The following is a 23,161-nucleotide window of genomic DNA, read 5'->3' as shown; positions in this document are numbered from 1 at the left end:
AATGCTGGCAATTTTTATATTAGCAATATAACTGTTGACATTTTCGGAAACAGGTGCAGCAAAGTATCCGCAAATATAGCCCGAAATCAGCTTACTTCAGGAGAGTCTGATGCCTATTGCTAGCTACGCCAAAACAAAACCCAGACGTAGCGCCATCGCCCTGGGTAGTAATATCGGCGATTCCCAGACAGTTTTAGAAGCAGCAATAGAGATTTTAGCTCAAACGCCAGGTATTCTCTTAGAAGCCAGATCCAACTGGTATCAAACCAAAGCCGTGGGGCCACCACAGCCAGATTACCTCAATGGCTGCGTCACATTGCAGGTAGAAATTCTACCCCAGCCGTTATTAGAAATTTTGTTAGGGATTGAACAACAATTTGGGCGTGTGCGTCAGGAACGCTGGGGGCCACGCATCCTGGATTTGGATTTGTTATTATATGATGACATTGTTATGGATACGCCAAATCTCCAGATTCCCCACCCACGAATGCGGGATCGGGCCTTTGTGTTAGTACCACTAGCAGAAATTGCCCCAGATTGGCTAGAACCAGTTTCCGGGTGTGTTATTAAAGCACTGCTGAAAGAGGTAGACTGTTCAGATGTACATTTATGGGTGGGCAATTAAAATTACCATCCTTAAAAGTAGAAGAACGCTGATTTTGCCTCTGTATTCACAGATAATCAGATTTTAATATGCCATTAGGTAGAGAATTACCACAACTGCTGAAACAACGCCTGTTTTATAAAGGGCGCAAGTTTGATTTTGAAGTTAATCGCTTGCGTTTGCCGAATAAATCAGAAGGAGAATGGGAATGTATTCGTCACCCTGGTGGTGCCCTAGCTGTGCCAGTGACAGCAGAAGGTAAACTTGTACTGGTGCGCCAGTATCGTTTTGCAATTCAGGGACGGATATTAGAATTTCCGGCGGGAACAGTGGAAACAAATGAACAGCCTTTAGAAACAATACAGCGTGAAATTGCCGAAGAAACTGGCTATAGTGCCCAAAAATGGGACAAATTAGGCGAATTTTTCCTAGCTCCCGGCTATTCTGATGAAATTATCTATGCTTTTCTGGCGCGAGATTTAGAAAAGCTGGAGACACCACCACCACAAGATGGAGACGAGGATATCGAAACTGTGTTTTTGACTCCCGAAGAATTAGAAAAAGCTATTCTGGAGGGAGAGCTGGTAGATGCTAAATCAGTTTCTAGCTTTTTTCTGGCGCGTCCGTTTTTAATTTAATACTCTTATGCTGCTAGAGTTAGCGATCGCAGATGCTTACGGTGCAGGCTTTGAATATGCTGATGAGATGATCGTTAACAACAACTTGAGTCGATACGTCAAACATCCGCGTTTTCGACTCATTCCTGGCAGCTATACTGATGACACCCAGATGAGCATTGCTATTGCAGAAGTGATTGTTGCTCAAACACCGTGGACGCCAGAAGCTTTAGCCGATAGTTTTGTTAGAGCCTTCAAACGCGATGAGAGAGAGGGTTATTCTAGAAATTTCTACCATTTTCTGAGAGAAATTCAGGATGGGGAAGAGTTTTTAACGAAAATTAATCCTGATAGTGACAAAAGCGGTGGGGCGATGCGTGCAGCACCCATTGGCATCTATCCGACACCAGAAAAAGTCATTGAGGCGGCTACAATTCAAGCCGCAATTACCCACAATACACCTGATGGGATTAATGCAGCCGTTGTGGCTGCCTTAATGTCACATTATTTTATCTATCGATTGGGAGCAAAGCGCAAATTAGGACTATTTCTAGAAGGTTATGTATCTGGTGAATGGTCTAAACCGTGGGAAGGTAAAGTAAAATCCAAAGGCTGGATGAGTGTTAGAGCAGCAATTACTGCGGTGATACGAAATGACAGTATGAGCGAACTTTTACAAGATTGTATCGCTTTTACTGGTGATGTAGATACAGTAGGTGCGATCGCTTTAGCAGCTGGTTCTTGTAGCGAGGAAATTACACAAAACATTCCCCATCATCTCGTCACAGGCTTAGAGAATGGAGCTTACGGTAGAGATTACCTCATCGAACTAGATAAACAGCTAATGAGTTTGGTGGACAAAAACTCATAGTAAGTGCCTCTAGACCTTGAGAACCTTATCTTACATTTAATTACATCTACCTACTTAGCGCTTCTTGTTTGAATGAAAAGCGCTATTTATTACCTTGGCTAGAGTGACATAGAAATTGACTTAGAATCAAAGTTGTAAGAGCATGACAGGAAGAAGCCCACAACTCCTAAATATGTGTCTTTATGCAATACACATAGATGTTTCATACAGATGAGAAAAATTACAACTTTTAACAGTGCCGGTAAACTAACTGCTCTTTTGTTCCTGATAACTCTCTTCCTGACGCCTTGTGTGATTGTCAATGCAGGCGAACGCGGCGTATTAATGAAATTTGGTGAAGTACAAAACCAGATATTAGGAGAAGGACTCCACTTAATTATTCCTGTAGTCAATACCGTGAAAAAGTTGAGTATTCAAGTCCAAAAACAGGAAATTTCGGCTGAGGCTTCTTCCAAAGATTTGCAAAGTGTTTTCGCCGATGTCGCTCTTAATTGGCATATTATTCCGCAGGAAGTAAATGTTATTTTTCAAGAAATTGGAGATGAGCAAAATGTAGTCATTCGGATTATTAACCCAGCAGTTGCAGAAGTAATAAAAGCAGTCATAGCAAAGTATACTGCTGAAGAAATTATTACTAAACGAGGAGAAGTCAAAAGTGGAGTAGATGAGGCATTATCCACACGGCTCAGTAGCTATCATGTTGCAGTTGATGATATTTCTCTAGTTCATATTCATTTTTCAGAACCATTTGATGAGGCGGTAGAGGCGAAGCAGATTGCTGAACAAGAAGCAAAACGAGCAGAGTTTATCGCACTGAAAGCAACAAGACAGGCTGAGGCTAAAGTTAATTTAGCTAAAGGCGAGGCTGAGGCACACAGATTATTACGTGATGGTTTAACTCCAGAAATTCTGCAAAGGCAAGCAATCGAAAAATGGAATGGTAAGCTGCCATTAATTGTAAGTAAAGAGGCTCCAAAATTCTTGAATTTAAGTGAACTCTTAAAATTTGATGGAAAGTAATCTTCTTATTCGGAACTCCTGCACAAATTGATATATTTGCTACAGATAAATTGTAGGAACGTACTAATGTGCGCTCCTACAACCTATACCCCAATACAGTTTAGCTAAGGGCTACGGGCAACAATTTTTGGTTTTCAAGACGCGATAAATTGCCGTCTCTACAAGTGTTTTGTTGCTCATTCTCAACTGTATTCTATTGACCTATACCTTTGTAAAAAAGCGATAAACTAAATTAACTGTTGGAGAATAAAATAGGTACATCAAGAATCTTCAAATGGATCAATAGTACGATCAACAGCGTATAAACTGTTGAGGAAATTAGACCTGTGAATAATTCTTTTTTGAGGTTATGCTCTTGAGGTTCTTTTTGAAACATTTCCTTAGAACCGAATTGCATCAATAGAATTCCCACAATATTAGAGAGCCAGTATCCGAGAATTGAAGCAGGTAGAAGTAATTTTGGTGAAAAGAAACTACATACATACCCAAAACCATAAGCTATTGGTAGATTAAATAGTAAGTCATTCCACCAACATAGTGGTGACAACAAATATCCCAGTACTATCAAAAATCCACCTCTGAGTTTTTTGAAAATATCTTTTTTGAACTCTTTTGGATTAGACTCTTGCACCTTCTCTAGTTCTGTGTCTTCTGTTACATTCAATTCTTGACTAACGTTTTGAACGCTTTCCATAAAAACCCACTATTCCTCTGATCTTAGTGTAGTTTAATATATAAATTAAATTAAAGTCTAGTATCAGGAGTTATAATATTTTCGATTTTTAATGCTGAAAGCCCTAGTATCCTACAGTCTCAGCAAAACAATAAAAAGTAAAATTTAGGTTTAAATTAAATGCAACTTCAGAATATCTGATTTAAACCAGAGAAAATGTTTGAAAAGCCTTCTTATTGGTAGCCAAATATTCTATATTCCCCCAAATCCCTCTATAAATCAATACGCTTGGGTTAAGGGCTACTGGCAACAATTTTAAGTTTTCGAGACGCGATAAATCACCGTCTCTACAAGTGTTTTGTTGCTCATTTTGAACTGTATTGCTCTATAAATTTGGGGACTTCGATTTCGATTACACCCTATTTAGGAACGTGAATTAAATAAGATACAAAATCTTCATCCTGTCTCTAGCTTCTAGGGATGATTAATAAGTGCTTAAGAACATAACCAACCGCTTTAAAACCAACCTCAGAGGTATATGAGTCAGTTGCCTAATCGCAGAATCTAGGTTTACCCTTCGGTATCTGAGTAAAAGATAACAGTTGATACACTATTGAGACAATTAAGACTTATCGCTCAATAAGTTTTAAAATGAGAATATATCTTAACCAGATTATAGCATACGATGACATCCAACACCCATACTACAATAGCCAGAGCTTTCTTCCTTTGGGAGTAGGTAGATGTGGAGTAGCAAAATTTTTATATTCTTACATATAGCATGGGCAGAAATTTGAACTAATAATAGCTACAATAAAATTACTGAGGCATCTTAATCGGAAAATGACAGACTTAACTCCAAATAGCAACTTTTTAATAGCAGGAATTGTTTTTATAGCAATTGCTGTCATCGGGAAATCTAAATTAGCTTTTATTGAAATCAATCCCGGTTTTTTTGGTAGACTTTTGGCTCTTATTATTGGGACTTCGAGTCTATTATATGCTTTGGGATTGTTCAATTTTTCAGTCGGAAATCTCGACTTATTAAGAACTTCTGTGACAGAACAAATAAAACAGAGCATAAGTTCAATTAACGAGCTTTTGCAAGGCTCATAATCAGTCAGAAAATTTATTTCTCGCGTTATATCAAGGGTTAAGGGAAAATATTCATAGTCCCTTAACCTTTATATTGCTAATAATATGCTCCGACAAGACTATAAGTTAGACTAGCCATTACTAGTAAAGTAACAATCACATAAATAAATTCTCGCTGTAGTAAAAAAGTTAGTAGGGAAATAAAAACGCGCAAAATGGGAGTCGCAATTAGTAGTAGCAGTCCGAGTTGAATAATGCCGCGTAAGCGTAGCCCGCCGTAGGCATCGCTACCTGAGAAAACTACTTTTACTACACCTATTGGTGAGCGAAATTCCGATGGTTCTCCTCGAAAAAAGCGATATTCCGCAGGTCCAGCACCGTGATGAATCAAGTAGAGTATCCCCCCTAGAAGAACCACAGCACTAGCTATCAAAACACCATATTTCATGAGATTACTGAGCAAATATTCTAATTGCTGCTCGCTTAATGTTTTGATGATGTTATTGTTAGCATCAATTTCACCTTCATTAGGCAATTGTGCTACTGTGCTAGTATTTTGTTCTTTTAATTTTTCAATATTATAGTCTGGATCTTCCGGCGGTAAAGTTAGTGTAACCACTTCACTATTTGATTGTGCTAGTAATACCCAACGAAAGCTATTATTAAATTTATACATTTTATAGCCCCCCGATTAAACTGTTGTAGACCATCTTCAAAGCCATTACCACCAGCACAACACTGAAGATAATTCTTAAAATCTGCGTTTTAGCGCCTGTCAATACTCGTGCGCCTAAGAAAGCGCCAGGTAATACCCCCAACATCACCGGCATAGATAGTCCCGGATCGATGTAGCCTCGTGCTAGGTAAACTCCAGCTGATGCTGCTGCTGTCACGCCGATCATAAAATTGCTGGTGGTGGTAGAAACTTTGAAGGGTAGACGCATAGTTTGATCCATCGCCAATACCTTGAATCCCCCAGAACCAATACCAAGTAAGCCAGAAAGCACCCCAGCTATTAACATCACACCAAATCCCATTGGTACTGAATGAACTTGGTAAGACATCACTCCCTCAGGAGTTGGATAACTACTATTCAGTTTGAGATAATTTGCGATCGGATCTATTACTTCATCTTCAGCGTGTTCTATTCTGGGTCGTAGTGAAAGGTATGCTGAATAAATCAGGACGATCGCTAGTACGATAGTTAGGGCTTTTACAGAAACAAAATTAGCGATCATTGCTCCTGCGATCGCACCAATGGTTGTTGCTACTTCTAAAAACATTCCCAATCGCAAATTAGTATAGCCTTTTTTAATATAAGTGGATGCTGCACCCAAAGAAGTAGCGATTACAGATACTAGTGAAGCACCGACGGCGTATCGAATATCAACGCAAAATACCGAAGTTAATAAGGGAACAATTACTACTCCACCCCCTAGCCCAGTTAACGCCCCTAAGAAGCCAGCGCTAAATGAACCAATCCAAATAAGTAATGAAAATTCTAAAATAGTCAAATTTAATTCCTCTTTTTTTTACATGTATATCAAGATGCCAAAATGTTTTTCGTATTATTTAAAACTTAATCGATATTTTTACTACTGACTATAGATATAGCTGTTTATAATCGTGTGTCATACCCTAATGCTTGGGTATTCAAGAGTCAGAAGCTAAAAGAAACTTGAAATCCTAACTTCTCATTCAAAAGTCTCATTAAATTCCTGAAAGTGTAAAGATTAAATCAATACTAGATACTGGTATTGTCGTAGCTGCAATTACAGCAAAAGATTGCACTAGACTTGCGAGAAGGAAAGACAATCTAGTTTTAAACCATAATGGGATAACTTTTCTTTTTTCATTAAGCAAGTTTTGAGCTTTTAAATGGCGCATATCTCGATGGAGATATAGGGAATTATGAGTTGTATTTGAGTAAATTTTCTTGTTTCTTGACTAGTTTCTGACTTATACTTACAGATATCAATATATCTCTAACTTAATGCCTATATCTTTGGTTGTATTTCTAAAGATATATTTAATACTACCCGATGTATTTCCTAGAATCAAGTATTAGTAAAAATCTGATCTTACTTTTTATTCACAAAGATGAATCGCGTTAAGAAATTAAACATCTAGGAATACTTCAAATTTATTTTCATAATTTAAAATCATGGTAAACACTTAGTAGTCTGCTAAAAGCAATACATATTAAGTATCTAGATTGTTAAAATTTAATCTGAATATAAGCATATTCAGACAACTTGACATGAAAACTTTATTTAAAAGATAAGTGTATTAAATAAAATCAGCCAAAGGTGATACTTCCAAAATAAAGTTGAAATGATTGGGTAAAAATTAAAATTTATGCTCAAGAAAACCGAAGTATTATCGCAGGCATTTTTTACAAAAATTCAATATTTAACATTAGTTACAATATTGACGATACTCTTTAAATATCCAGCTATAGGCTGCAATTTCTCAAAGATTGGGACAAGAACATGAAAAACTTCAGATACATTTTGATGGTGGTTGTATTATTCGCAAGCTTAATATTTGCTAAACCTTCCTTAGCCGATCGCCCGAAATATAGCCAAAACCCTGATTACATAACACTGATTCAACAATTGAATGATTTGAAAACGGCGGAAAAAACACAAACTCAATTAGAGGGCTATACACCAGAGCAAATCGATCAGAAAATTAACGAGTTAGAGTTACAACAATATGCTTTTGAGTCAGGAATCGACTGGGGTCAATGTACTAATCAAACAGGAAAAACTCTAGCTATCTACGGCCCAGAACCAAATATTGAGGATAATGAATATTCTGAGGGGGCTGCACTATATTTTCTGGGTAATGGCCAGACAACTAGAGATCGATGGAATTGTAAGGGAGTTTATCTACCAAATGACGCCACAGCCAGGACTTTGGGAATAAATGAACAAGGTACAGAATTGCCAGGTGGCTTTGTGATTAAGGTTCCGAATGGAAGTAACTTAGTTTTGAAGACAGATCCAGATAGTGGCGTGATTGAATTCAATCAAGCTGGTACTAAAATCTTGAAAAGTGGCGAAGTGAATTGGTTTATCCCGAACGTATCGCAAGACATTGTAGATACACGAGTGATCAATGCACCTACCAAGAATCTCTAGTTACACCGCCATTTCTGAATCAACTAATATTTTGGGTGTACTAGTTTTTGCTACTTATCGGCGTCGCTTTAGTTTTAAAGCGATCGCTATCTTGATGTTACCGAGGACTGGGGTTGATTAAAACATAACTAACAATCACGCTTAATACCCTCATTCTGAAATTAACTCACGATACACTGTCATTGTTTCCTGATGAACGCGGGCAACACTCAGCCTTTCTAAATTTTTATTTGCCCGCTGTTTCCATTCGTGCAGCATCTCGGCACTACTCAGTAATTGTACTAAAACTTTAGCCAAAGCATTACTATCTTTTACTGGCACTAAAAGACCTGCTTGCCCATTGTCCAAAGCTTCAGGAATGCCGTCTACCTGAGTACCAATGATCGCAGTTCCAGTTTCCCTAGCTTCGGAAATTACCAAGGGGCAAGGATCGCGGTGGGAAGCCAGCACAAATATGTCACAAGATATCAGATAGCGTTGCGGTTCCGGTTGGAAGCCTTCAAAATGAATGCGTTCTTTTACGGAAGTTGCTTGTGCTTGACCCTCAAATAGTTGTTTATCAGGGCCATTTCCGATTAAATAAAGATGGGCTTGGGGAAAATCTGAGGCAATTTGTTCAAAGGCCGCGATTAACTCAGCAATTCCCTTACGTTGATACATGCCGGCGACAGTGGCGATCGCTGGATGCTGTAATGGTAAAGGTTGATAGTCTTGTATCTGTTTAGTTCGGGGACTGCCTAAAGTACCATTACATACCACTCGCAACTTGTATTCTGGAATACCACGCCTAATCATCGAATCTTGCACAGCTTTACTGACAGCAATTACCCTGTCAGCTAAACCCATCAGCAGGCTGGCACGCTGAAATTCGTTGTGGACTGTGGAAACTAAAGCATATTTGTGCCCTTTAAAAATACGTGCTAGTATTACCCCCGTCATCATGTGTGCATGAACAATATCCGGCTGAAATTCAGCTGCGATCGCTCGGTAACGTATAGCTGCTTTGATCGTATTTAGCGGTTTCCTGCTTTGGTCTAGTTGGTAATGTTTAACACCACAAATATCTAGTAAAGCTTCATATTCACCACCAGCAGAAACAACCGCTACTTCATAACCAGATTTTGCTTGTAAACAAGCTAGATCCACAGCCACATTCACAATCCCGTTACCTATTTCTTGAACGTGGTTCAAAATATGTATAATTCGCATAATTTTTGAGATATGTATAAAAAGTAAAAATAAGTGACTGAGTAGACAAAGACACAATTCTTGAGTTTTTAAAGACAACTCAAAATTAGCCAGTAGCTTGTAAAAATCACAAATTACTACTGACCAATAGCTCATGTCTTCAGCTACTTAGCTTTAAAGACTTATTCAGTAACGGCTTAATAAATCGGGATAAAAGAAGATAATAATTATGTAATACCAATTTTGTATGAAGATGCACAGAGTATTAAACGAACCGCCAAGAGCGCCAAGAATAGAGAGTTACTCATTTAGTGCAGCTTCACATTAAATTGGTATCAGAGTCAATTTAATCAAGAGTTTCTACATAGAGACTTGATATGACTCCTAATTCCTTGAGGTTGGTTTACTTCTTTAGAGAATCGCTCTCACTTGCACTCTGTTACAAGCCTTACGGAAGACACAAATTAAAACGATTCAAGTGAGAGTTTATATGGCAGAAGTGTTAGTGGAACCGCAATTTCGGTAGTAATTCATATACAAACTGGGGCATACTCAACTAATTTTCTTATGATTTGAAGAATATTTAACACAGCCGATTACTGTTAATAATTTCAGCAATTTCTTCTGGATATGTCATTTCTATACAGTACAAAAATACTAAATAATGGCATTGCGCTGTGCCAGTTGCGTAAGTCCTGTAAGTATTTCGTCCAATTTAGAACTTACGCATTGACAGAAAATTGTTTAACTTCTGAATTCTCCTATGTCACGATTCAATCAATACAAGTTTACGAACCTCAGAATTGTTTCCCTGAGAGCGGCGTGATGAGGCAGCAGTTAGCAAAAACTTCCAAGACTGAGGAGAAAGTATAGACAGATCTATCATTGAAAGAAAACTTTTGAGATTTTTTTGCTTCAGTGCTACTAAAATCCAATGGAGTTTCAGGTAATTTTTTATATCCTGAAAAACAGGAATTTTTGAGCGATGTTGGTCATTTACCAAGGCGTAAATTTTCTCCTTCATCAAAATATTTGTCGCCAACCGTCGAGACAAAGAAAACTTTTGATTATACGCACCCGGCCAGATAGTCCGGTAAGCAAGACACTGGTTGAAAAAAATAGCATCGCCAAACTGAGCAATCCGAATCCAGGAATCGATGTCATCACAGTTAGCATCGAGTGTGGAGTCCCAACCACCAGTTTGTAGGAAAGCATCACGTCGGCAAGCTACTTGTACAGGTGTACCAAAGGGTACAAGCTCTAACAGCATACCGTAGTGAATATCGGCTTGGGGGATATAAAAAGCTAAACCAGGGCCAACTTGGGGGGTGCGAGAGAGTTCAACTTCATTACCATCCACCTGAGCCGCCACACAAGAGCAGATTACAGCATCGGGACGAAGTGCGATCGCCTTTGCCATCTCTTCTATGCAGTTGGGCGCTAAATAATCATCATCATCTAAAAACTTAATCCAGTCACCGTTAGCTTTGGCTACTCCTGCATTTACCGTTGCTGCATGACCAAGATTAACTTCGTTACGATGGTAAACAACCTTATCCCCCAAGCTTTTGAGATAGGTTTGGGTGTCATCAGATGAACAGTCGTCGGCAACAACCACCTCACACTCAATTGTTTGGTTACGAGCCGAATCAATTGCTCTTTGCAGTAAATTCAAGCGATTATAAGTACTGATGACAACGCTAAATTTCATAAATTTTACCCCTGTGGTACAGCATTCTGCAATATAGCTTTGATCTTTAGACCGTTGTATCAGTAAAATTATCAATCCCAACAAGTAGACTGAAATAGGATTATCGATTTATCATTGATGATCGTGAGTTTTTTTTAAGCAGACAGAAAGACTATGAACGCTCAAGAGATTATCCGCTCCATTGAAGCGGAACAGATAAAATCGAATCTTCCCGACATTTACGTGGGCGACACTGTAAAAGTGGGAGTGAAAATCAAGGAAGGCGAAAAATACCGCGTCCAACCCTACGAAGGAGTAGTAATTGCCAAGCGCAATGGTGGCATCAACGAAACTATTACAGTCCGTAAGGTTTTCCAAGGCGTGGGCGTTGAGCGAGTATTTTTGCTGCATTCTCCCCGCATTGATAGCATCAAAGTATTACGTCGTGGTAAAGTCCGCCGTGCTAAACTGTATTATCTCCGCGATCGCGTAGGTAAGGCAACCCGGATCAAGCAACGGTTTGACCGCCCTTTGTAATTCTTATTGCAATCATTATGGGAGAAATCTCAAGCCTCAAGCGGCATCTGCCGCTGACTTGTTTTCCCAGCGAAATTGAGGTATGATATAAATCGCATATTGCGTTAAACTGAAATTTAGTTCAGCGCAATCACTGAATCAAAAAAAGCTTGTGCGCTCTTAGTTCAGTTGGTAGAACGCAGGTCTCCAAAACCTGATGTCGGGGGTTCAAGTCCTCCAGGGCGCGCTTAAGAGCAAAAAACCAAGCCCGAAATAATTACGCAGCTGCTATATTAGCAGCTAGCGATAATAATTTCGGGTAAACTTATTGTATTTGCAGTTGTTTTGCTTTCAATTAAGTGGAATAAAGTCGAAACTGCAAATTTGGAAGAACAAAGAGTAACAAACAAGAGGATAAACGGTCGTGGCCAAAAAAAGTGAAGCAGAATTGCCAGAAACTCCCAATGGGTTTAGCTTTGGCAACTTCATTCAGGGAACCAAAGAAGAACTTGAAAAAGTAGTTTGGCCCAGTCGGCAACAGATTGTGAGCGAATCCGCTGCTGTGTTATTAATGGTGGCACTCTCCGCATCTTTGATATACTTGGTCGATGGATTGTTTCATTGGGCAGCAACACAGGTGTTCTGATGACTTTTGCAACAGATGAACCACGCAACTCAACGTTGCAGTCAGAGGAAACAGCAGAAACAGCAGAAGCAGCGTCCAAAGAAGCACGCTGGTATGCAGTACAAGTAGCCTCAGGCTGTGAAAAGCGTGTGAAGACTAACTTAGAGCAACGCATTCAAACTTTTGATGTCGCTGACAAAATTGTTCAAGTAGAAATTCCGCAGACGCCAGCGGTGAAAATCCGCAAAGACGGGAGTCGCCAGCATACAGAAGAAAAAGTTTTTCCTGGCTATGTGCTGGTGCGGATGATGATGGATGATGATACTTGGCAGGTGGTACGAAACACCTCTCATGTAATCAACTTTGTCGGTTCAGAACAAAAACGTGGTGGTAGTAGTAAGGGTCGCGGTCATGTGCATCCCATACCATTGAGTGCTTCAGAAGTCGAACGTATATTCAAACAAACCAGCGAACAAGAAGCTGTTGTCAAAATTGACATGGCTACTGGTGATAAGATAATGGTGCTTTCTGGCCCATTTAAAGATTTTGAAGGTGAGGTAATTGAAGTTTCTCCAGAACGGAGTAAACTTAAAGCCTTGCTCTCAATTTTCGGCAGGGATACACCAGTAGAATTGGAATTTAATCAGGTAGAGAAACAGAGTTAAATACAAATGGCGAAGAAAGTAGTGGCGGTCATTAAACTGGCCTTGAATGCTGGAAAAGCCAACCCAGCACCGCCAGTTGGGCCCGCCTTGGGTCAACATGGTGTCAACATCATGATGTTTTGTAAAGAGTACAATGCCAAAACAGCAGACCAAGCTGGAATGGTGATACCTGTAGAAATTTCGGTTTTTGAAGACCGGAGTTTTACATTTGTACTGAAAACGCCACCAGCATCAGTGCTGATTCGGAAGGCGGCGAAAGTTGAAAAAGGCTCGAATGAACCCAACAAAAAGAAGGTTGGGTCAATTAGCAAAGCACAATTGCAAGAAATAGCCCAAACGAAACTCCCCGACCTCAATGCCAACGATATCGACGCGGCAATGAAGATTGTGGCAGGAACGGCTAAAAATATGGGCATAACAGTCACAGATTAGTCATTGGTCATTAGTCATTGGTCATTAGTCATTGGTAACTGACGAATGACAAAGGACAAAGGACGAACGACAAAGGACGAAGGACAAAAGACAGACAAATAATTAAAAATTATCGGGGGAGAGGCGAGGCTTCGGAATTACCCCAGGAGAAAAAATGCCAAAAGTATCGCGTCGTTTGCAAGGACTGCAAGCAAAAGTAGAAGATAAGGACTATCATCCTCTAGAGGCTTTAGCCCTTCTCAAAGACACAGCAACAGCTAAATTTACCGAAGCTGCCGAAGCGCATATCCGGTTGGGAATTGACCCCAAGTATACAGACCAACAGTTGCGGACAACGGTAGCACTGCCCAAAGGTACAGGACAAATCGTCCGGGTGGCGGTGATAGCCAGAGGCGAAAAGGTAAACGAAGCTAGCAACGCTGGTGCTGATATAGTCGGGTCAGAAGAACTGATTGACGAAATCCAAAAAGGTAGACTGGATTTTGACAAGCTGATTGCTACACCCGATGTGATGCCACAGGTAGCAAGGCTGGGTAAGTTGCTTGGGCCGCGTGGTTTGATGCCATCACCCAAAGGTGGAACCGTAACATTTGATTTAGCAGGTGCGATCGCAGAATTCAAAGCTGGTAAACTAGAATTCCGGGCTGACCGAACTGGCATTGTTCATGTTATGTTTGGTAAGACAACTTTTTCGCCTGAAGATTTGTTAGTCAACTTGAAGGCATTGCAGGAGACGATTGACCGTAACCGTCCTTCAGGAGCTAAAGGTCGTTATTGGCGCACATTTTATGTGTCAGCCACTATGGGGCCATCAATTAAAATTGATGTCACCGCCCTACGAGATTTGAAACTGAGTGAAGCAGCGTAATTTTTGGTCATTAGTCATTAGTCATTAGTCACTTGTAAAGGCAAAGGACAAAGGACAAATGACAAAATTAAATAGGCAAAGCCGGAGACAGCAGGTGCTAATAGCTTAAATATCCTGCCGAGGTTAAAACTCTAATTGTCAAAATCATCACGCGTAAAGGTGTGATAACTATGGCATCACGAGTCTTACTACTCAACCCCGGCTATATTAGCTGGGGTTTGTTGTTTGGGTTCAGGTTGAGAAAAAACGTAAAAGTAGGGCACTTCGCCGATTGTTTTAAGGAGGTGAGATTGGAATGGGTAGAACACTAGAAAATAAAAAAGAAATAGTAGCTGACCTTAAAGAAACTTTAAGTGAGTCAACTCTGGCACTGGTAATTGACTATCAGGGGCTAACAGTTTCGGAAATCACAGACTTGCGGCGGCGGCTGCGTCCCAGTGGCACCGTTTGTAAGGTGACTAAGAACACTCTGATGGGCATTGCCATTAAAGGTGATGACAAATGGCAACCTCTGTCAGAATTACTCAACGGTTCTTCCGCCTTTTTGCTGGTAAAAGACGATTTTTCATCGGCAATTAAGGCATACCAAGAATTCCAAAAAGTCACCAAGAAGACAGAACTTCGCGGTGGTGTACTGGAAGGTCGCCTACTCAAAGAACCTGATGTCAAGATACTCGGAGACTTGCCATCTAAGGAACAACTCATCGCCCAAATTGCTGGGGCTATCAACGCCTTGGCTACCAAGATTGCTGTGGGTATCAACGAAGTTCCTGGTTCACTAGCTCGTGCTTTGAAGGCTGTGGCCGACCAAGAGCAAAGTGGTGGTAGCACCGAAACCGCCGTTGTCGAAGATAGCAGCACCGAAAGCACTGCTGAAGCTGATAGCAGCACTGAAGCTGCTGCTGAATAGACTTCGTGGTTCATCAGTCAAAAGTCAAAAGTCTATAGTTAAAGACCAATGACCTATGACAAATAAATAATCAAACTTACAGGAGTTATATCAATGTCTGCTGCAACCGATAACATTTTAGAACAACTAAAAACCCTTTCTTTGCTGGAAGCTTCTGAGCTAGTCAAGCAAATTGAAGAAGCTTTTGGTGTAAGTGCTGCTGCACCTGTTGGCGTAGCAATTGCCGGCCCTGGTGTTGTTGCTCCTACAGAGGAAGTTGTTGAGCAAACCGAGTTTGAAGTGATTCTCGAATCAGTCCCAGCTGATAAGAAGATTGCCGTGCTGAAGATTGTCCGGGAATTGACCGGTTTGGGTCTGAAAGAAGCTAAAGACTTGGTGGAAGCTGCGCCCAAGGCAGTTAAAGAAGGTATTGCTAAGGATGCAGCTGAAGATGCTAAGAAGCGCATCGAAGAAGCTGGCGGTAAGGTAACTATCAAGTAGTCACAATTCTATTACCAGTTTTTTATTATGAAGGAGCCTAAGTTAGGCTCCTTTTTTATAAATCAATACGCTTGGGTTAAGGGCTACTGGCAACAATTTTGGGTTTCCGAGACGCGATAAATCGCCGTCTCTAAAATTGTTTTGTTGCTCATTCTGAACTGTATTGTTTTATTTTGAGGCTAGGCTAATGAGCATTTTTTCAAAAATTCTTAACACAGGCTCCTCTCCATTGTCTCTAATAAAAATGCCAAAATTTGGGTGAGAGTTGATTTCAATTAACCAATATTGATTATCTCGATCTAATACGATATCAAAACCACCGTAATCAAGGTCTAATTCTTCAAAAACTGGTTGAGCAAAATTAGAAATCTCTGATAGTATTTGTGGATCGTTAATATACTTGGCTTTTGCACCATCCCAGTGGAGAGGACTGAGATTACCGACAAATTTCGCATCAGTTATATCTTTTTCATAGAGCAAAACTAACTCTTTTTTAAAAAAAACTGCTCTATACTCAGATTTGATATGAATAAATTCTTGAGCAAGAGCGACGTAATCATACTTATTATTGATATTAAAAATTTCTTTTAAAGCAGTTTCAATTTCATCTAGATTCTTACACAAAAAGACATTATGTCCGCTTGCACCGGAGTTTCTTTTAATAATTACTGGTGTTTCAAAATTTTCTTTTATTTCCAATACGATATCTTGAATAGTTGGAAATTTTAAGTAAATCTTATATTGGTTGTCACAAAAAGGGGAAAGAAAACCCACAGTCCGAGGGAGTTTAACTTTTTTATTTAAAACATGATAAGTATATTCTTTATCTTTGAGAAGGTGTGCTACTGCTTGATTAAGTAAGGGAGTGCTATAGTTACAAAAATAATGCTGTTTACTATGCAATTTTATTTTGATTAAGTTTTGTGAAGGATGAAGAATTTCATAGTTAATGTTTAAGTTTTCACAAGCTTTGAGCAATAACAAAACGTTGTCTAACATAAATACTTCAAGTTAAACGTCTAAAATTAGGAATTATTGTAACTTGCTATTTGGCGTTTAAAAATCACTATTTCAGTACCAACAACCGGATTTCGAGCTATTAGCCTATTTTGGGAGTCGGTAATTTCTAAATGGGTAAAATCAAGTTCTTGAGAGCGTTGTAATATCTCCGCAGCTAGCTTGTCTTGCTGAGATTCCTTGAGAGTGTACCAATCATCACTAATTTTGACTGTAAGATTACTCGTGCGAAAGTTGGCTTGAATTGACTTTATCAGACCAGAGGCAATGCGATCGCTAATTTCAGCTACCTGATTTTCAATAGCCGCAATCAAAGCTTGTTCCGGTGTCAATTCTATGATTGGTGTCGGTGTTGGGATTGGCGTTGGCGTAGGAATTGTTTCTGGTTCTGGTTCCGGCGTTGGTGTAATTTGTACTTCTGGCGGTGGCGTAATTTCTTCTGGTGGCTGTGGTTCTGGTGCGACTGACTCCGGTGGAGTAGTTATCGTTGGTGTTGGTATGGGAACCTCTTCAACTGGTGGAACTGTTGCTACTTGAGTCGGTTTAGCAGTAAGGACAGTTGTAGTCGCCCAAACGAGAATTACAGCAACTCCAGTCACAATTCCCGTCAAAGCTGTATCTGATAACTTTGTTGACAAATTTGATGGCAAAAACAAGCGGATTGTCCTTAACAATCCAACCCACCACAACTGAAGCTTCTGGAAAAAACTGGGTTTTTCCTCAGTACCAGGTGGGGGTGCTGTCTCCAGTTTTTCCACCGTTACTTCTAAAACCCCAATCGTCCCCTGAAGAAGTTGGATAATTTTAGCCTTCCAAAATGGCTGAACTCTCTGGTAAGGTTTTTGGGGAGGTTGAGTTATCTGCTCATCCGTCGGTTTTGACTGATTGTCTTGTGACATGGAACTTTCACCAAAAGCAGCGAATCAAAGACAAACAACGTACATTATTACTGGTGCTGCCTTCTTTTGCCTTAATGTATCACTTCATTGCTCAAAGTTTTCCGCTAAACTGACTATTTATTAAATTTGGTGACTTATGAACCTGAAACGCCGTCAATTTCTATTTTTAAGTAGCCTCAGCGCCATTAGTACAGGTTTTTTAAGCTGGATATTAACTCATCATCATCAAAGTGCTGATATTAGCGATTCAACAACAGCTATAGCCGCTAACCCAGCCAAAAAAGACTTGTTATTACGTTTTGTGTCTGTTGCAGATACGGGGACTGGGGCTAAGGGACAGTATGCCGTAGCTAGAGCGATGAATGCATATCACAAACAAAATCCTTATGATTTAGTCGTTTTAGCTGGAGACAACATTTACAATAACGGCGAAATTGAGAAAATTAATGAAGTTTTTGAGCGTCCTTATCAACCTTTGCTCAAGCAAGGTGTGAAATTTCAGGCTTGTTTAGGTAATCACGATATTCGTACTGCCAATGGCGAGCCACAAGTCAAGTATGCTGGCTTTAATATGAAGGGACGTTACTATACATTTCGCCGGGGAACTGTGCAATTTTTTGCTTTAGATACTAACAGTAATGCTGATTGGGAAAACCAGCTAAGTTGGTTAGAAAAAGAATTAAGTATTAGTAATGCTCCTTGGAAAGTAGTGTTTGGCCATCATCCGATTTATTCATCGGGTCAGTATGGTTGTAATCCAGATTTTATTAAAACTTTCACTCCTCTATATAAAAAATATGGCGTTCAACTTTACATAAATGGTCATGAACATAATTATGAACGCACTCGTGCTATTGATGGGACAACTTATTTAATTTGTGGTGCGGGTGCTGGTAATCGTCCTGTAGGGCGTTCCGAGTGGACAGGGTATTCTACCAGTGATTTAAGTTTTGCCTCTTATGAGGTGTATAAAGATAGAATAGAACTAAGTGCGATCGCTACTGATAATCGCATTTTTGATAAAGGTATTATTCAGTTGAAATCAGCGTAATTATTATGAAAGTCAACTGTTTGAAAATGCAATCCTTCCCTGGAATCGGCGATTTTACCCTGGATCTCGAGGATCATTAATTTTTAATTTTTAATTCGGAGCGAAGCGACGTGACTCAAGCTATATCCAAACTAGTAACTTTTGAAGATTTTGCAGCGTGGCGACCTGATGGCGGAAGATACGAATTACATGATGGCGTGATTGTTGAAATGGCACAACCAGTCGGAGATCATGAAGATATTGTGGGTTTTTTGGCACTAGAAATATCTTTTGATATCAAGCGTCTAAATTTACCTTATTACATTCCAAAAACTGTATTAGTAAAACCTCTTGAAAGTGAATCAGCTTATTCACCAGACATATTAATAATCAATCGACCAAATTTATTGAATGAGCCTTTATGGAAAAAGAAATCGACTGTATCTCAAGCTGCATCCATTCCATTGGTTATTGAAGTCGTTAGCACTAATTGGCGGGATGATTACTACAAAAAATTAGCTGATTATGAAGCTATAGGCATTCCTGAATATTGGATTATAGATTACGCGGCTTGTGGCGCTAGAAAGTTTATTGGCAATCCTAAACTGCCTACTATATCCATCTATCAATTAATCGATGGTGAGTACCAAGTTACTCAATTTAGAGGCAGCGAACACATCGTATCGCCTACTTTCCCAGAGTTAAATTTAACCGCTGAACAAATTTTTCAAGCTGAAGGTCTACCAACGTAGCCTTGACTCTCACCGAACAGGGCAAAAGAAAAAGTTAAAAGGCAAAAGAAAGAAAAATAAAAATGGTTTGTTCGCGAGTGCGTCTCCAAGAGTTGCCCCCAAATTTATTTATGGAACGAAATAAAAACATTTATAACGATAGCGCAGCGTAAAGCCTTCGGCATGGCTTCGCTTAGAGCGAGTCAGACGCTCCTACGTCGCTAACGCTGCGCTATCGAGCGTCGTGGCATAGCGCGTTCGTATAATTGCGTCTCGTAGAGAGAAATAATACGTCTTTATCAAATCCCCTCAATTTATTTATGGAGATTATCTTTTTACTTCTTAATCATTGCTTTCATCGATTTCTGAACAGAATTCATTGTGATGCAAGACTCGGATCATCTCTCGCCTAGGATGTTTGAACAACACATCAAACTCACTATTGGGCATTCTCAAGTTTTCAGGAACGAGGTTGGTCTGGATTGGTTCTATTAGCACTAACCCATGTCCAGGAAACAGGATAATGGTAATTTCACCACTACGTAGGCATCCTAAAACTCTTGCTGAGACACGCACATAAAATGACGAACTGTTTTCTGTATGTTGCATATCGAGATACACAAAAGTGTCAAATGTTAACAATAAGCTGCTAAAAAAGCCCAAAATATGTTATTTTTAGGCGAATAATTAAAATACATTAGTTTAACTTTCACCAAAAACTATATGATTCTTGAGGCAGTTATTCTTCATGTTAAACCCGGCTTAGAATCCGAGGTCACGAACATAATTATCAACGCACTCGTGCTATTGATGGGACAACTTATTTAGTTTGTGGCGCGGGTGCTGGTAATCGTCCTGTAGGGCGTTCTGAGTGGACAGGGTATTCTACCAGTAATTTAAGTTTTGCCTCTTATGAAGTGTATAAAGATAGAATAGAAATATGTGCGATCGCTACTGATAATCGCGTTTTTGATAAAGGCATTGTTAAGTTAAAATCAGCGTAATTATTATGAAATTGCATTTTTCGTTAGTCCTTCCTACGTAAGACTGTAACGCGAATCCTTTTACTCCATTAAGATAGATTCAAGTTCACAGGAGCAGCATCTTCTGAACATGGGTTTAAATTTTGGAAAAACCCTTTGTTCTTTACATCGGGTTATAAGCGTATGTTTTCTGAAGTTAAAAAATGTCTCGGGTTAGCCGTACCTTTGGCAGCAGCACAACTGGCTCAATCTGCAACTGGTTTTGTGGATACGGTAATGATGGGCTGGTTGGGAAGTCAGACTATTGCATCTGGAGCATTGGGAGTTACTATTTTTAGTTTTTGTCTGTTGATAATTACTGGTATCGTTTCTGCTGTCAGTCCGTTAGCTGCCCAAGCATACGGAGCTGGAAATAGAGAAAAAGTTGGCACAATTGTCCGCCTGGGACTATGGATATCTCTGGTACTAGGAATACCAATTACATTGCTGCTTTACAATGGAGGTGCTTTACTACTTCTACTAGGGCAAGATCCTAACGCAGTAGCACTAGCAGAGATTTTTTTAAGAGCGATCGCACTGGGTTTTATTCCTGCTTTAGGCTTTGCAGTACTTAAAAGCTTTCTTTCTGCTCTGTTGCAACCACAACTAATAATCGTAACTGTGGTTTTGGGTACTTTGCTCAACATCACAGCTAACTATGTGCTGATGTTTGGCAAACTGGGATTCCCTGCGCTGGGTTTAGCTGGTATCGGTTGGGGAAGCACACTCTCACTTTGGAGTATGTTTGTTGCTTTAATTTATATATGTAATCAGCCTCGCTTTGCAGTTTACGGTATTTTTCGACCTTTATATAAAAAAGCTTTTCCCCTAGAGCATCGCCGGATCATTGACGAGATTTTTCAGGTTGGATTGCCCATCGGAGGGCTGATTGCGGTCGAAGCGGGACTGTTCACCGTTGTTACTTTCATAATAGGACAGTTAGGAACAAACGCTCTTGCTGCCCATCAAATTGCTTTACAAACAATTTCGATATCATTCCAGCTTGCACTAGGCATTTCTCTAGCGACAACAGTACGTGTTGGGCAGTTAGTTGGACAGAATGATCTACTTGCTACTCGTTTGGCTGGATATGTAGGCATTGCCATTGCAGCCCTATCTATGGGTGTAGTAGGCATTACATTGTGGTTAGTGCCAAAGTCGATTATTTCTCTTTATATTGACATCAGCGATCCAAACAATGCAGATGTAGTTGTCCTCGCAGTGAAATTGCTGGGAGTGGCAGCGATTTTTCAAATAGTTGACGGTGTGCAAGTTACTGCGGGGGGAGCATTACGCGGACTAAAAGATACTAAAGTTCCTATGTTAATTGGTATTTTTGCTTATTGGTGCGTTGGTTTATTCATTGGTTATACTTTCGGAATCTCGTCGGGGTATGGAGCTATTGGTCTTTGGTGGGGGCTGGCTATTGGTTTAGCGATCGCTGCAATAATCATGACTTGGCGGTTTAGCAAGAAAACAACCAACCACGGGTAATGGATAGCCAAAAGAAGAAGTTGTACATTGCGTTAACATTAGCTTAATTATCACCGCAAAACTTTATGATTCTTGAGGCAGTTATTCTTCATGTTAAACCCGGTTTAGAATCCGATTTTGAAGCTACTTTCAAAAAAGCTTCTAAAATTATTTCCTCAATGGACGGATATTTATCACATGAATTGCATAAATGTATAGAAGTCAAAGGTAAATATTTATTACTTGTCAGATGGGAAACTTTAGAATCTCATACTGTCGGATTTAGAAGTTCTGCCGAGTTTCAAGAGTGGAAAAAACTTCTACATCATTTTTATGATCCATCTCCCATTGTTGAACACTTTGAAGAAATTGAAATATGAAAATATTGCTGGGGGAAGTACATTTTTAGCTACTAAAAAATTTTCCTGTTTTTCCACATAGCTAGAGAACGATTATTGTGCGATATTCTATGCTTTCTTATTCATATATTAAACAAGTATTAACTTATAATACTTTCACAATCATGGTATAATACTAATTTATAAAAAAATTAGTATATTATGTCTCAATCACCCAAGAATTTGGATGGCAAGACCAATAAAGATAATAGTCATGGTAGCCCTATTAGTAATAACAATGATGCTTTACCTAATGCTGTTATAAAAGCAGTTGTAGATTCGACTACATCTCCAGAAAAATTTCGACGTTTTTTGACATATTTCATAGTAGGAGTTTTTGGGATAGTAACGTTGACATGGATAATTTTGGATAAAATTAAGCCCAATAAAGTAAGCCTTAAGGATGGGACTATTTCTATTGAGGCAAATAAAGCAGGAACTTTAACCTTAGAAAAGGACAATAAAAAAAGTATTATTATGGTACTTAGCCCAAATGGTGGAATAGATGATGAATGGGTAGATCCTGAAATTCAAATTAAAAAAGGAGATAGTGTTAATATTACTGCTTCTGGCAAAATTAATCTCTCCTTAGCAGGAATAATTAAAGCTGCTCAAGAAGATGTACAACCGAAAGCTCCTTGGAACGATCCTAAGGGATTATCGAAAAATGATGACAATAACCCCTTGTATCCTGAACGAAACAATTTTAAAACAATGAAAGAGTATCCTTTTGGAATGCTAATTGCAGCGATTAGAAAGGATAACCTTAGTCTTGATAAATATCAGATAGGTAATGAAAGAAAATTTAAAGCTGAAACTGATGGAAAACTTCTACTTACAGTCAATGATATCTGGTTGTCAGCAGAAAAAAAAGATGCTTATCTTCCACCCGAACCAACTGGTAGAAACCGTGAATATTATCTAAATAAGGTTCTCGGTTCAATTAATAGTGATACAACTATTGCTACTCAGCAATTTTTAACTTGGAATAAAGGAAAGCAAGATTCAGAAATTATGAATAAATATAATGAAAGAAAGAAAAAATGGGATGAGCTTAACACGCAAAGAAATTATGGCTTATGGTATCAAGATAACATAGGTTCATTTGCAGTTACGATAACTATTGAGCGGTGAATAAACTTATCTAACTAAAGATTTTTGATGTTAAGTTGGATAGCAAAAATCAAGCTG

Annotated in this window: 27 protein-coding genes, 1 tRNA gene, 1 pseudogene and 1 other annotated feature; of the genes and pseudogenes, 21 read left to right on the top strand and 8 right to left on the bottom strand. The window is 39.3% G+C overall.

Annotated elements, in window-relative coordinates; translation table 11 throughout:
- Positions 1–109: 109 nt before the first annotated feature.
- The 4 genes from folK (at position 110) to HWQ39_RS05350 (ending at position 3,112) form a co-directional block, all read left to right on the top strand.
- Complete coding sequence (gene folK, locus HWQ39_RS05365) at positions 110–625, top strand: 2-amino-4-hydroxy-6-hydroxymethyldihydropteridine diphosphokinase (protein WP_292842359.1); 516 nt, start codon at positions 110–112, stop codon at positions 623–625.
- 68 nt (positions 626–693) lie between these two features.
- Positions 694–1,242, top strand: coding sequence for an NUDIX hydrolase (locus tag HWQ39_RS05360; RefSeq protein WP_292842357.1), 549 nt, complete (start codon positions 694–696; stop codon positions 1,240–1,242).
- A gap of 7 nt (positions 1,243–1,249) precedes the next feature.
- The gene (locus HWQ39_RS05355; RefSeq protein WP_292842355.1) at positions 1,250–2,092 is read left to right on the top strand and encodes an ADP-ribosylglycohydrolase family protein; all 843 of its coding nucleotides are present in this window, start codon (positions 1,250–1,252) and stop codon (positions 2,090–2,092) included.
- Between the two features lie 210 nt (positions 2,093–2,302).
- Positions 2,303–3,112, top strand: a complete 810-nt coding sequence (locus HWQ39_RS05350; protein ID WP_292842353.1) for a prohibitin family protein — start codon at positions 2,303–2,305, stop codon at positions 3,110–3,112.
- A 232-nt stretch (positions 3,113–3,344) separates the two neighbouring features.
- On the opposite strand, the gene HWQ39_RS05345 is transcribed toward HWQ39_RS05350, so the two are convergent.
- Entirely contained in the window at positions 3,345–3,806 is a 462-nt protein-coding gene (locus tag HWQ39_RS05345; RefSeq protein WP_292842351.1) for a hypothetical protein, read from the bottom strand.
- 822 nt (positions 3,807–4,628) lie between these two features.
- Here HWQ39_RS05345 and HWQ39_RS05340 point away from each other — a divergent pair.
- Positions 4,629–4,901 (top strand): hypothetical protein, encoded by a 273-nt coding sequence (locus tag HWQ39_RS05340; RefSeq protein WP_292842349.1) that lies wholly within the window; start codon positions 4,629–4,631, stop codon positions 4,899–4,901.
- A gap of 76 nt (positions 4,902–4,977) precedes the next feature.
- On the opposite strand, the gene HWQ39_RS05335 is transcribed toward HWQ39_RS05340, so the two are convergent.
- Together HWQ39_RS05335 and HWQ39_RS05330 are read right to left on the bottom strand one after the other, a co-directional pair.
- Positions 4,978–5,556 (bottom strand): DUF1634 domain-containing protein, encoded by a 579-nt coding sequence (locus HWQ39_RS05335; protein WP_292842347.1) that lies wholly within the window; start codon positions 5,554–5,556, stop codon positions 4,978–4,980.
- A 1-nt stretch (position 5,557) separates the two neighbouring features.
- Complete coding sequence (locus HWQ39_RS05330; RefSeq protein WP_292842345.1) at positions 5,558–6,394, bottom strand: sulfite exporter TauE/SafE family protein; 837 nt, start codon at positions 6,392–6,394, stop codon at positions 5,558–5,560.
- A gap of 978 nt (positions 6,395–7,372) precedes the next feature.
- Here HWQ39_RS05330 and HWQ39_RS05325 point away from each other — a divergent pair.
- Both HWQ39_RS05325 and HWQ39_RS05320 read left to right on the top strand, forming a co-directional pair.
- Positions 7,373–8,026 carry a hypothetical protein gene (locus tag HWQ39_RS05325; RefSeq protein ID WP_292842343.1) on the top strand — a complete coding sequence of 218 codons (654 nt, stop codon included), beginning with the start codon at positions 7,373–7,375 and terminating at the stop codon, positions 8,024–8,026.
- On the top strand, positions 8,004–8,147 hold the full coding sequence (locus tag HWQ39_RS05320; RefSeq protein ID WP_292842341.1) for a hypothetical protein: 144 nt from the start codon (positions 8,004–8,006) through the stop codon (positions 8,145–8,147). The genes HWQ39_RS05325 and HWQ39_RS05320 overlap by 23 nt, the downstream gene beginning before the upstream one ends.
- A 29-nt stretch (positions 8,148–8,176) precedes the next feature.
- Here HWQ39_RS05320 and HWQ39_RS05315 read toward each other — a convergent pair whose 3' ends face one another.
- The gene (locus tag HWQ39_RS05315) at positions 8,177–9,235 is read right to left on the bottom strand and encodes a glycosyltransferase family 4 protein (protein ID WP_292842339.1); all 1,059 of its coding nucleotides are present in this window, start codon (positions 9,233–9,235) and stop codon (positions 8,177–8,179) included.
- Between the two features lie 745 nt (positions 9,236–9,980).
- Complete coding sequence (locus HWQ39_RS05310) at positions 9,981–10,925, bottom strand: glycosyltransferase family 2 protein (protein WP_292842337.1); 945 nt, start codon at positions 10,923–10,925, stop codon at positions 9,981–9,983.
- A gap of 153 nt (positions 10,926–11,078) precedes the next feature.
- On the opposite strand from HWQ39_RS05310, the gene rplS reads away from it, so the two are divergent.
- From rplS to rplL, 8 genes are all read left to right on the top strand, one after another.
- Positions 11,079–11,441, top strand: coding sequence for a 50S ribosomal protein L19 (rplS, locus tag HWQ39_RS05305; protein WP_094348921.1), 363 nt, complete (start codon positions 11,079–11,081; stop codon positions 11,439–11,441).
- Between the two features lie 153 nt (positions 11,442–11,594).
- Positions 11,595–11,667: transfer RNA gene (locus tag HWQ39_RS05300), tRNA-Trp, on the top strand.
- Between the two features lie 177 nt (positions 11,668–11,844).
- Complete coding sequence (gene secE, locus HWQ39_RS05295) at positions 11,845–12,066, top strand: preprotein translocase subunit SecE (protein WP_292842335.1); 222 nt, start codon at positions 11,845–11,847, stop codon at positions 12,064–12,066.
- A complete protein-coding gene (gene nusG / locus HWQ39_RS05290) occupies positions 12,066–12,710 on the top strand; it encodes a transcription termination/antitermination protein NusG (protein ID WP_292842333.1) in 645 nt (214 codons plus the stop codon). Before secE ends, nusG begins: the two co-directional genes overlap by 1 nt.
- 6 nt (positions 12,711–12,716) lie before the next feature.
- Positions 12,717–13,142 carry a 50S ribosomal protein L11 gene (rplK, locus tag HWQ39_RS05285; protein WP_094331821.1) on the top strand — a complete coding sequence of 142 codons (426 nt, stop codon included), beginning with the start codon at positions 12,717–12,719 and terminating at the stop codon, positions 13,140–13,142.
- Positions 13,143–13,296: 154 nt separating this feature from the next.
- Positions 13,297–14,010 carry a 50S ribosomal protein L1 gene (rplA, locus tag HWQ39_RS05280; protein ID WP_292842331.1) on the top strand — a complete coding sequence of 238 codons (714 nt, stop codon included), beginning with the start codon at positions 13,297–13,299 and terminating at the stop codon, positions 14,008–14,010.
- A gap of 63 nt (positions 14,011–14,073) precedes the next feature.
- Positions 14,074–14,242, top strand: a sequence feature (ribosomal protein L10 leader region).
- A gap of 63 nt (positions 14,243–14,305) precedes the next feature.
- Complete coding sequence (rplJ, locus tag HWQ39_RS05275) at positions 14,306–14,920, top strand: 50S ribosomal protein L10 (protein WP_292842329.1); 615 nt, start codon at positions 14,306–14,308, stop codon at positions 14,918–14,920.
- Positions 14,921–15,013: 93 nt separating this feature from the next.
- Entirely contained in the window at positions 15,014–15,400 is a 387-nt protein-coding gene (gene rplL, locus HWQ39_RS05270) for a 50S ribosomal protein L7/L12 (RefSeq protein WP_179066191.1), read from the top strand.
- Positions 15,401–15,568: 168 nt separating this feature from the next.
- Here rplL and HWQ39_RS05265 read toward each other — a convergent pair whose 3' ends face one another.
- Together HWQ39_RS05265 and HWQ39_RS05260 are read right to left on the bottom strand one after the other, a co-directional pair.
- Positions 15,569–16,399, bottom strand: coding sequence for a YheC/YheD family protein (locus HWQ39_RS05265; RefSeq protein WP_292842326.1), 831 nt, complete (start codon positions 16,397–16,399; stop codon positions 15,569–15,571).
- A 26-nt stretch (positions 16,400–16,425) separates the two neighbouring features.
- The gene (locus HWQ39_RS05260; protein WP_292842324.1) at positions 16,426–17,316 is read right to left on the bottom strand and encodes a hypothetical protein; all 891 of its coding nucleotides are present in this window, start codon (positions 17,314–17,316) and stop codon (positions 16,426–16,428) included.
- Positions 17,317–17,452: 136 nt separating this feature from the next.
- On the opposite strand from HWQ39_RS05260, the gene HWQ39_RS05255 reads away from it, so the two are divergent.
- Together HWQ39_RS05255 and HWQ39_RS05250 are read left to right on the top strand one after the other, a co-directional pair.
- The gene (locus HWQ39_RS05255) at positions 17,453–18,367 is read left to right on the top strand and encodes a metallophosphoesterase (RefSeq protein ID WP_292842322.1); all 915 of its coding nucleotides are present in this window, start codon (positions 17,453–17,455) and stop codon (positions 18,365–18,367) included.
- Between the two features lie 110 nt (positions 18,368–18,477).
- Positions 18,478–19,098: a Uma2 family endonuclease gene (locus HWQ39_RS05250; RefSeq protein WP_292842320.1), complete on the top strand. Its 621-nt coding sequence runs from the start codon at positions 18,478–18,480 to the stop codon at positions 19,096–19,098.
- A gap of 321 nt (positions 19,099–19,419) precedes the next feature.
- On the opposite strand, the gene HWQ39_RS05245 is transcribed toward HWQ39_RS05250, so the two are convergent.
- Positions 19,420–19,686, bottom strand: coding sequence for a hypothetical protein (locus HWQ39_RS05245; RefSeq protein ID WP_292842318.1), 267 nt, complete (start codon positions 19,684–19,686; stop codon positions 19,420–19,422).
- Between the two features lie 149 nt (positions 19,687–19,835).
- Here HWQ39_RS05245 and HWQ39_RS05240 point away from each other — a divergent pair.
- From HWQ39_RS05240 to HWQ39_RS05225, 4 genes and pseudogenes are all read left to right on the top strand, one after another.
- Positions 19,836–20,081, top strand: a pseudogene (locus HWQ39_RS05240) (metallophosphoesterase); the annotation flags it as partial.
- 162 nt (positions 20,082–20,243) lie between these two features.
- A complete protein-coding gene (locus tag HWQ39_RS05235; protein ID WP_292842316.1) occupies positions 20,244–21,593 on the top strand; it encodes an MATE family efflux transporter in 1,350 nt (449 codons plus the stop codon).
- Between the two features lie 65 nt (positions 21,594–21,658).
- Positions 21,659–21,952, top strand: coding sequence for an antibiotic biosynthesis monooxygenase (locus tag HWQ39_RS05230; protein ID WP_292842315.1), 294 nt, complete (start codon positions 21,659–21,661; stop codon positions 21,950–21,952).
- Positions 21,953–22,132: 180 nt separating this feature from the next.
- Positions 22,133–23,104: a hypothetical protein gene (locus HWQ39_RS05225; RefSeq protein WP_292842313.1), complete on the top strand. Its 972-nt coding sequence runs from the start codon at positions 22,133–22,135 to the stop codon at positions 23,102–23,104.
- The last annotated feature ends 57 nt before the right edge of the window (positions 23,105–23,161 follow it).

The sequence above is a fragment of the Nostoc sp. NMS8 genome, assembly GCF_017115045.1.
Lineage (GTDB): Bacteria > Cyanobacteriota > Cyanobacteriia > Cyanobacteriales > Nostocaceae > Nostoc.
The sequence above is the reverse complement of the archived record's forward strand: the minus strand, read 5'-3'. Positions and strand labels throughout refer to the sequence as shown.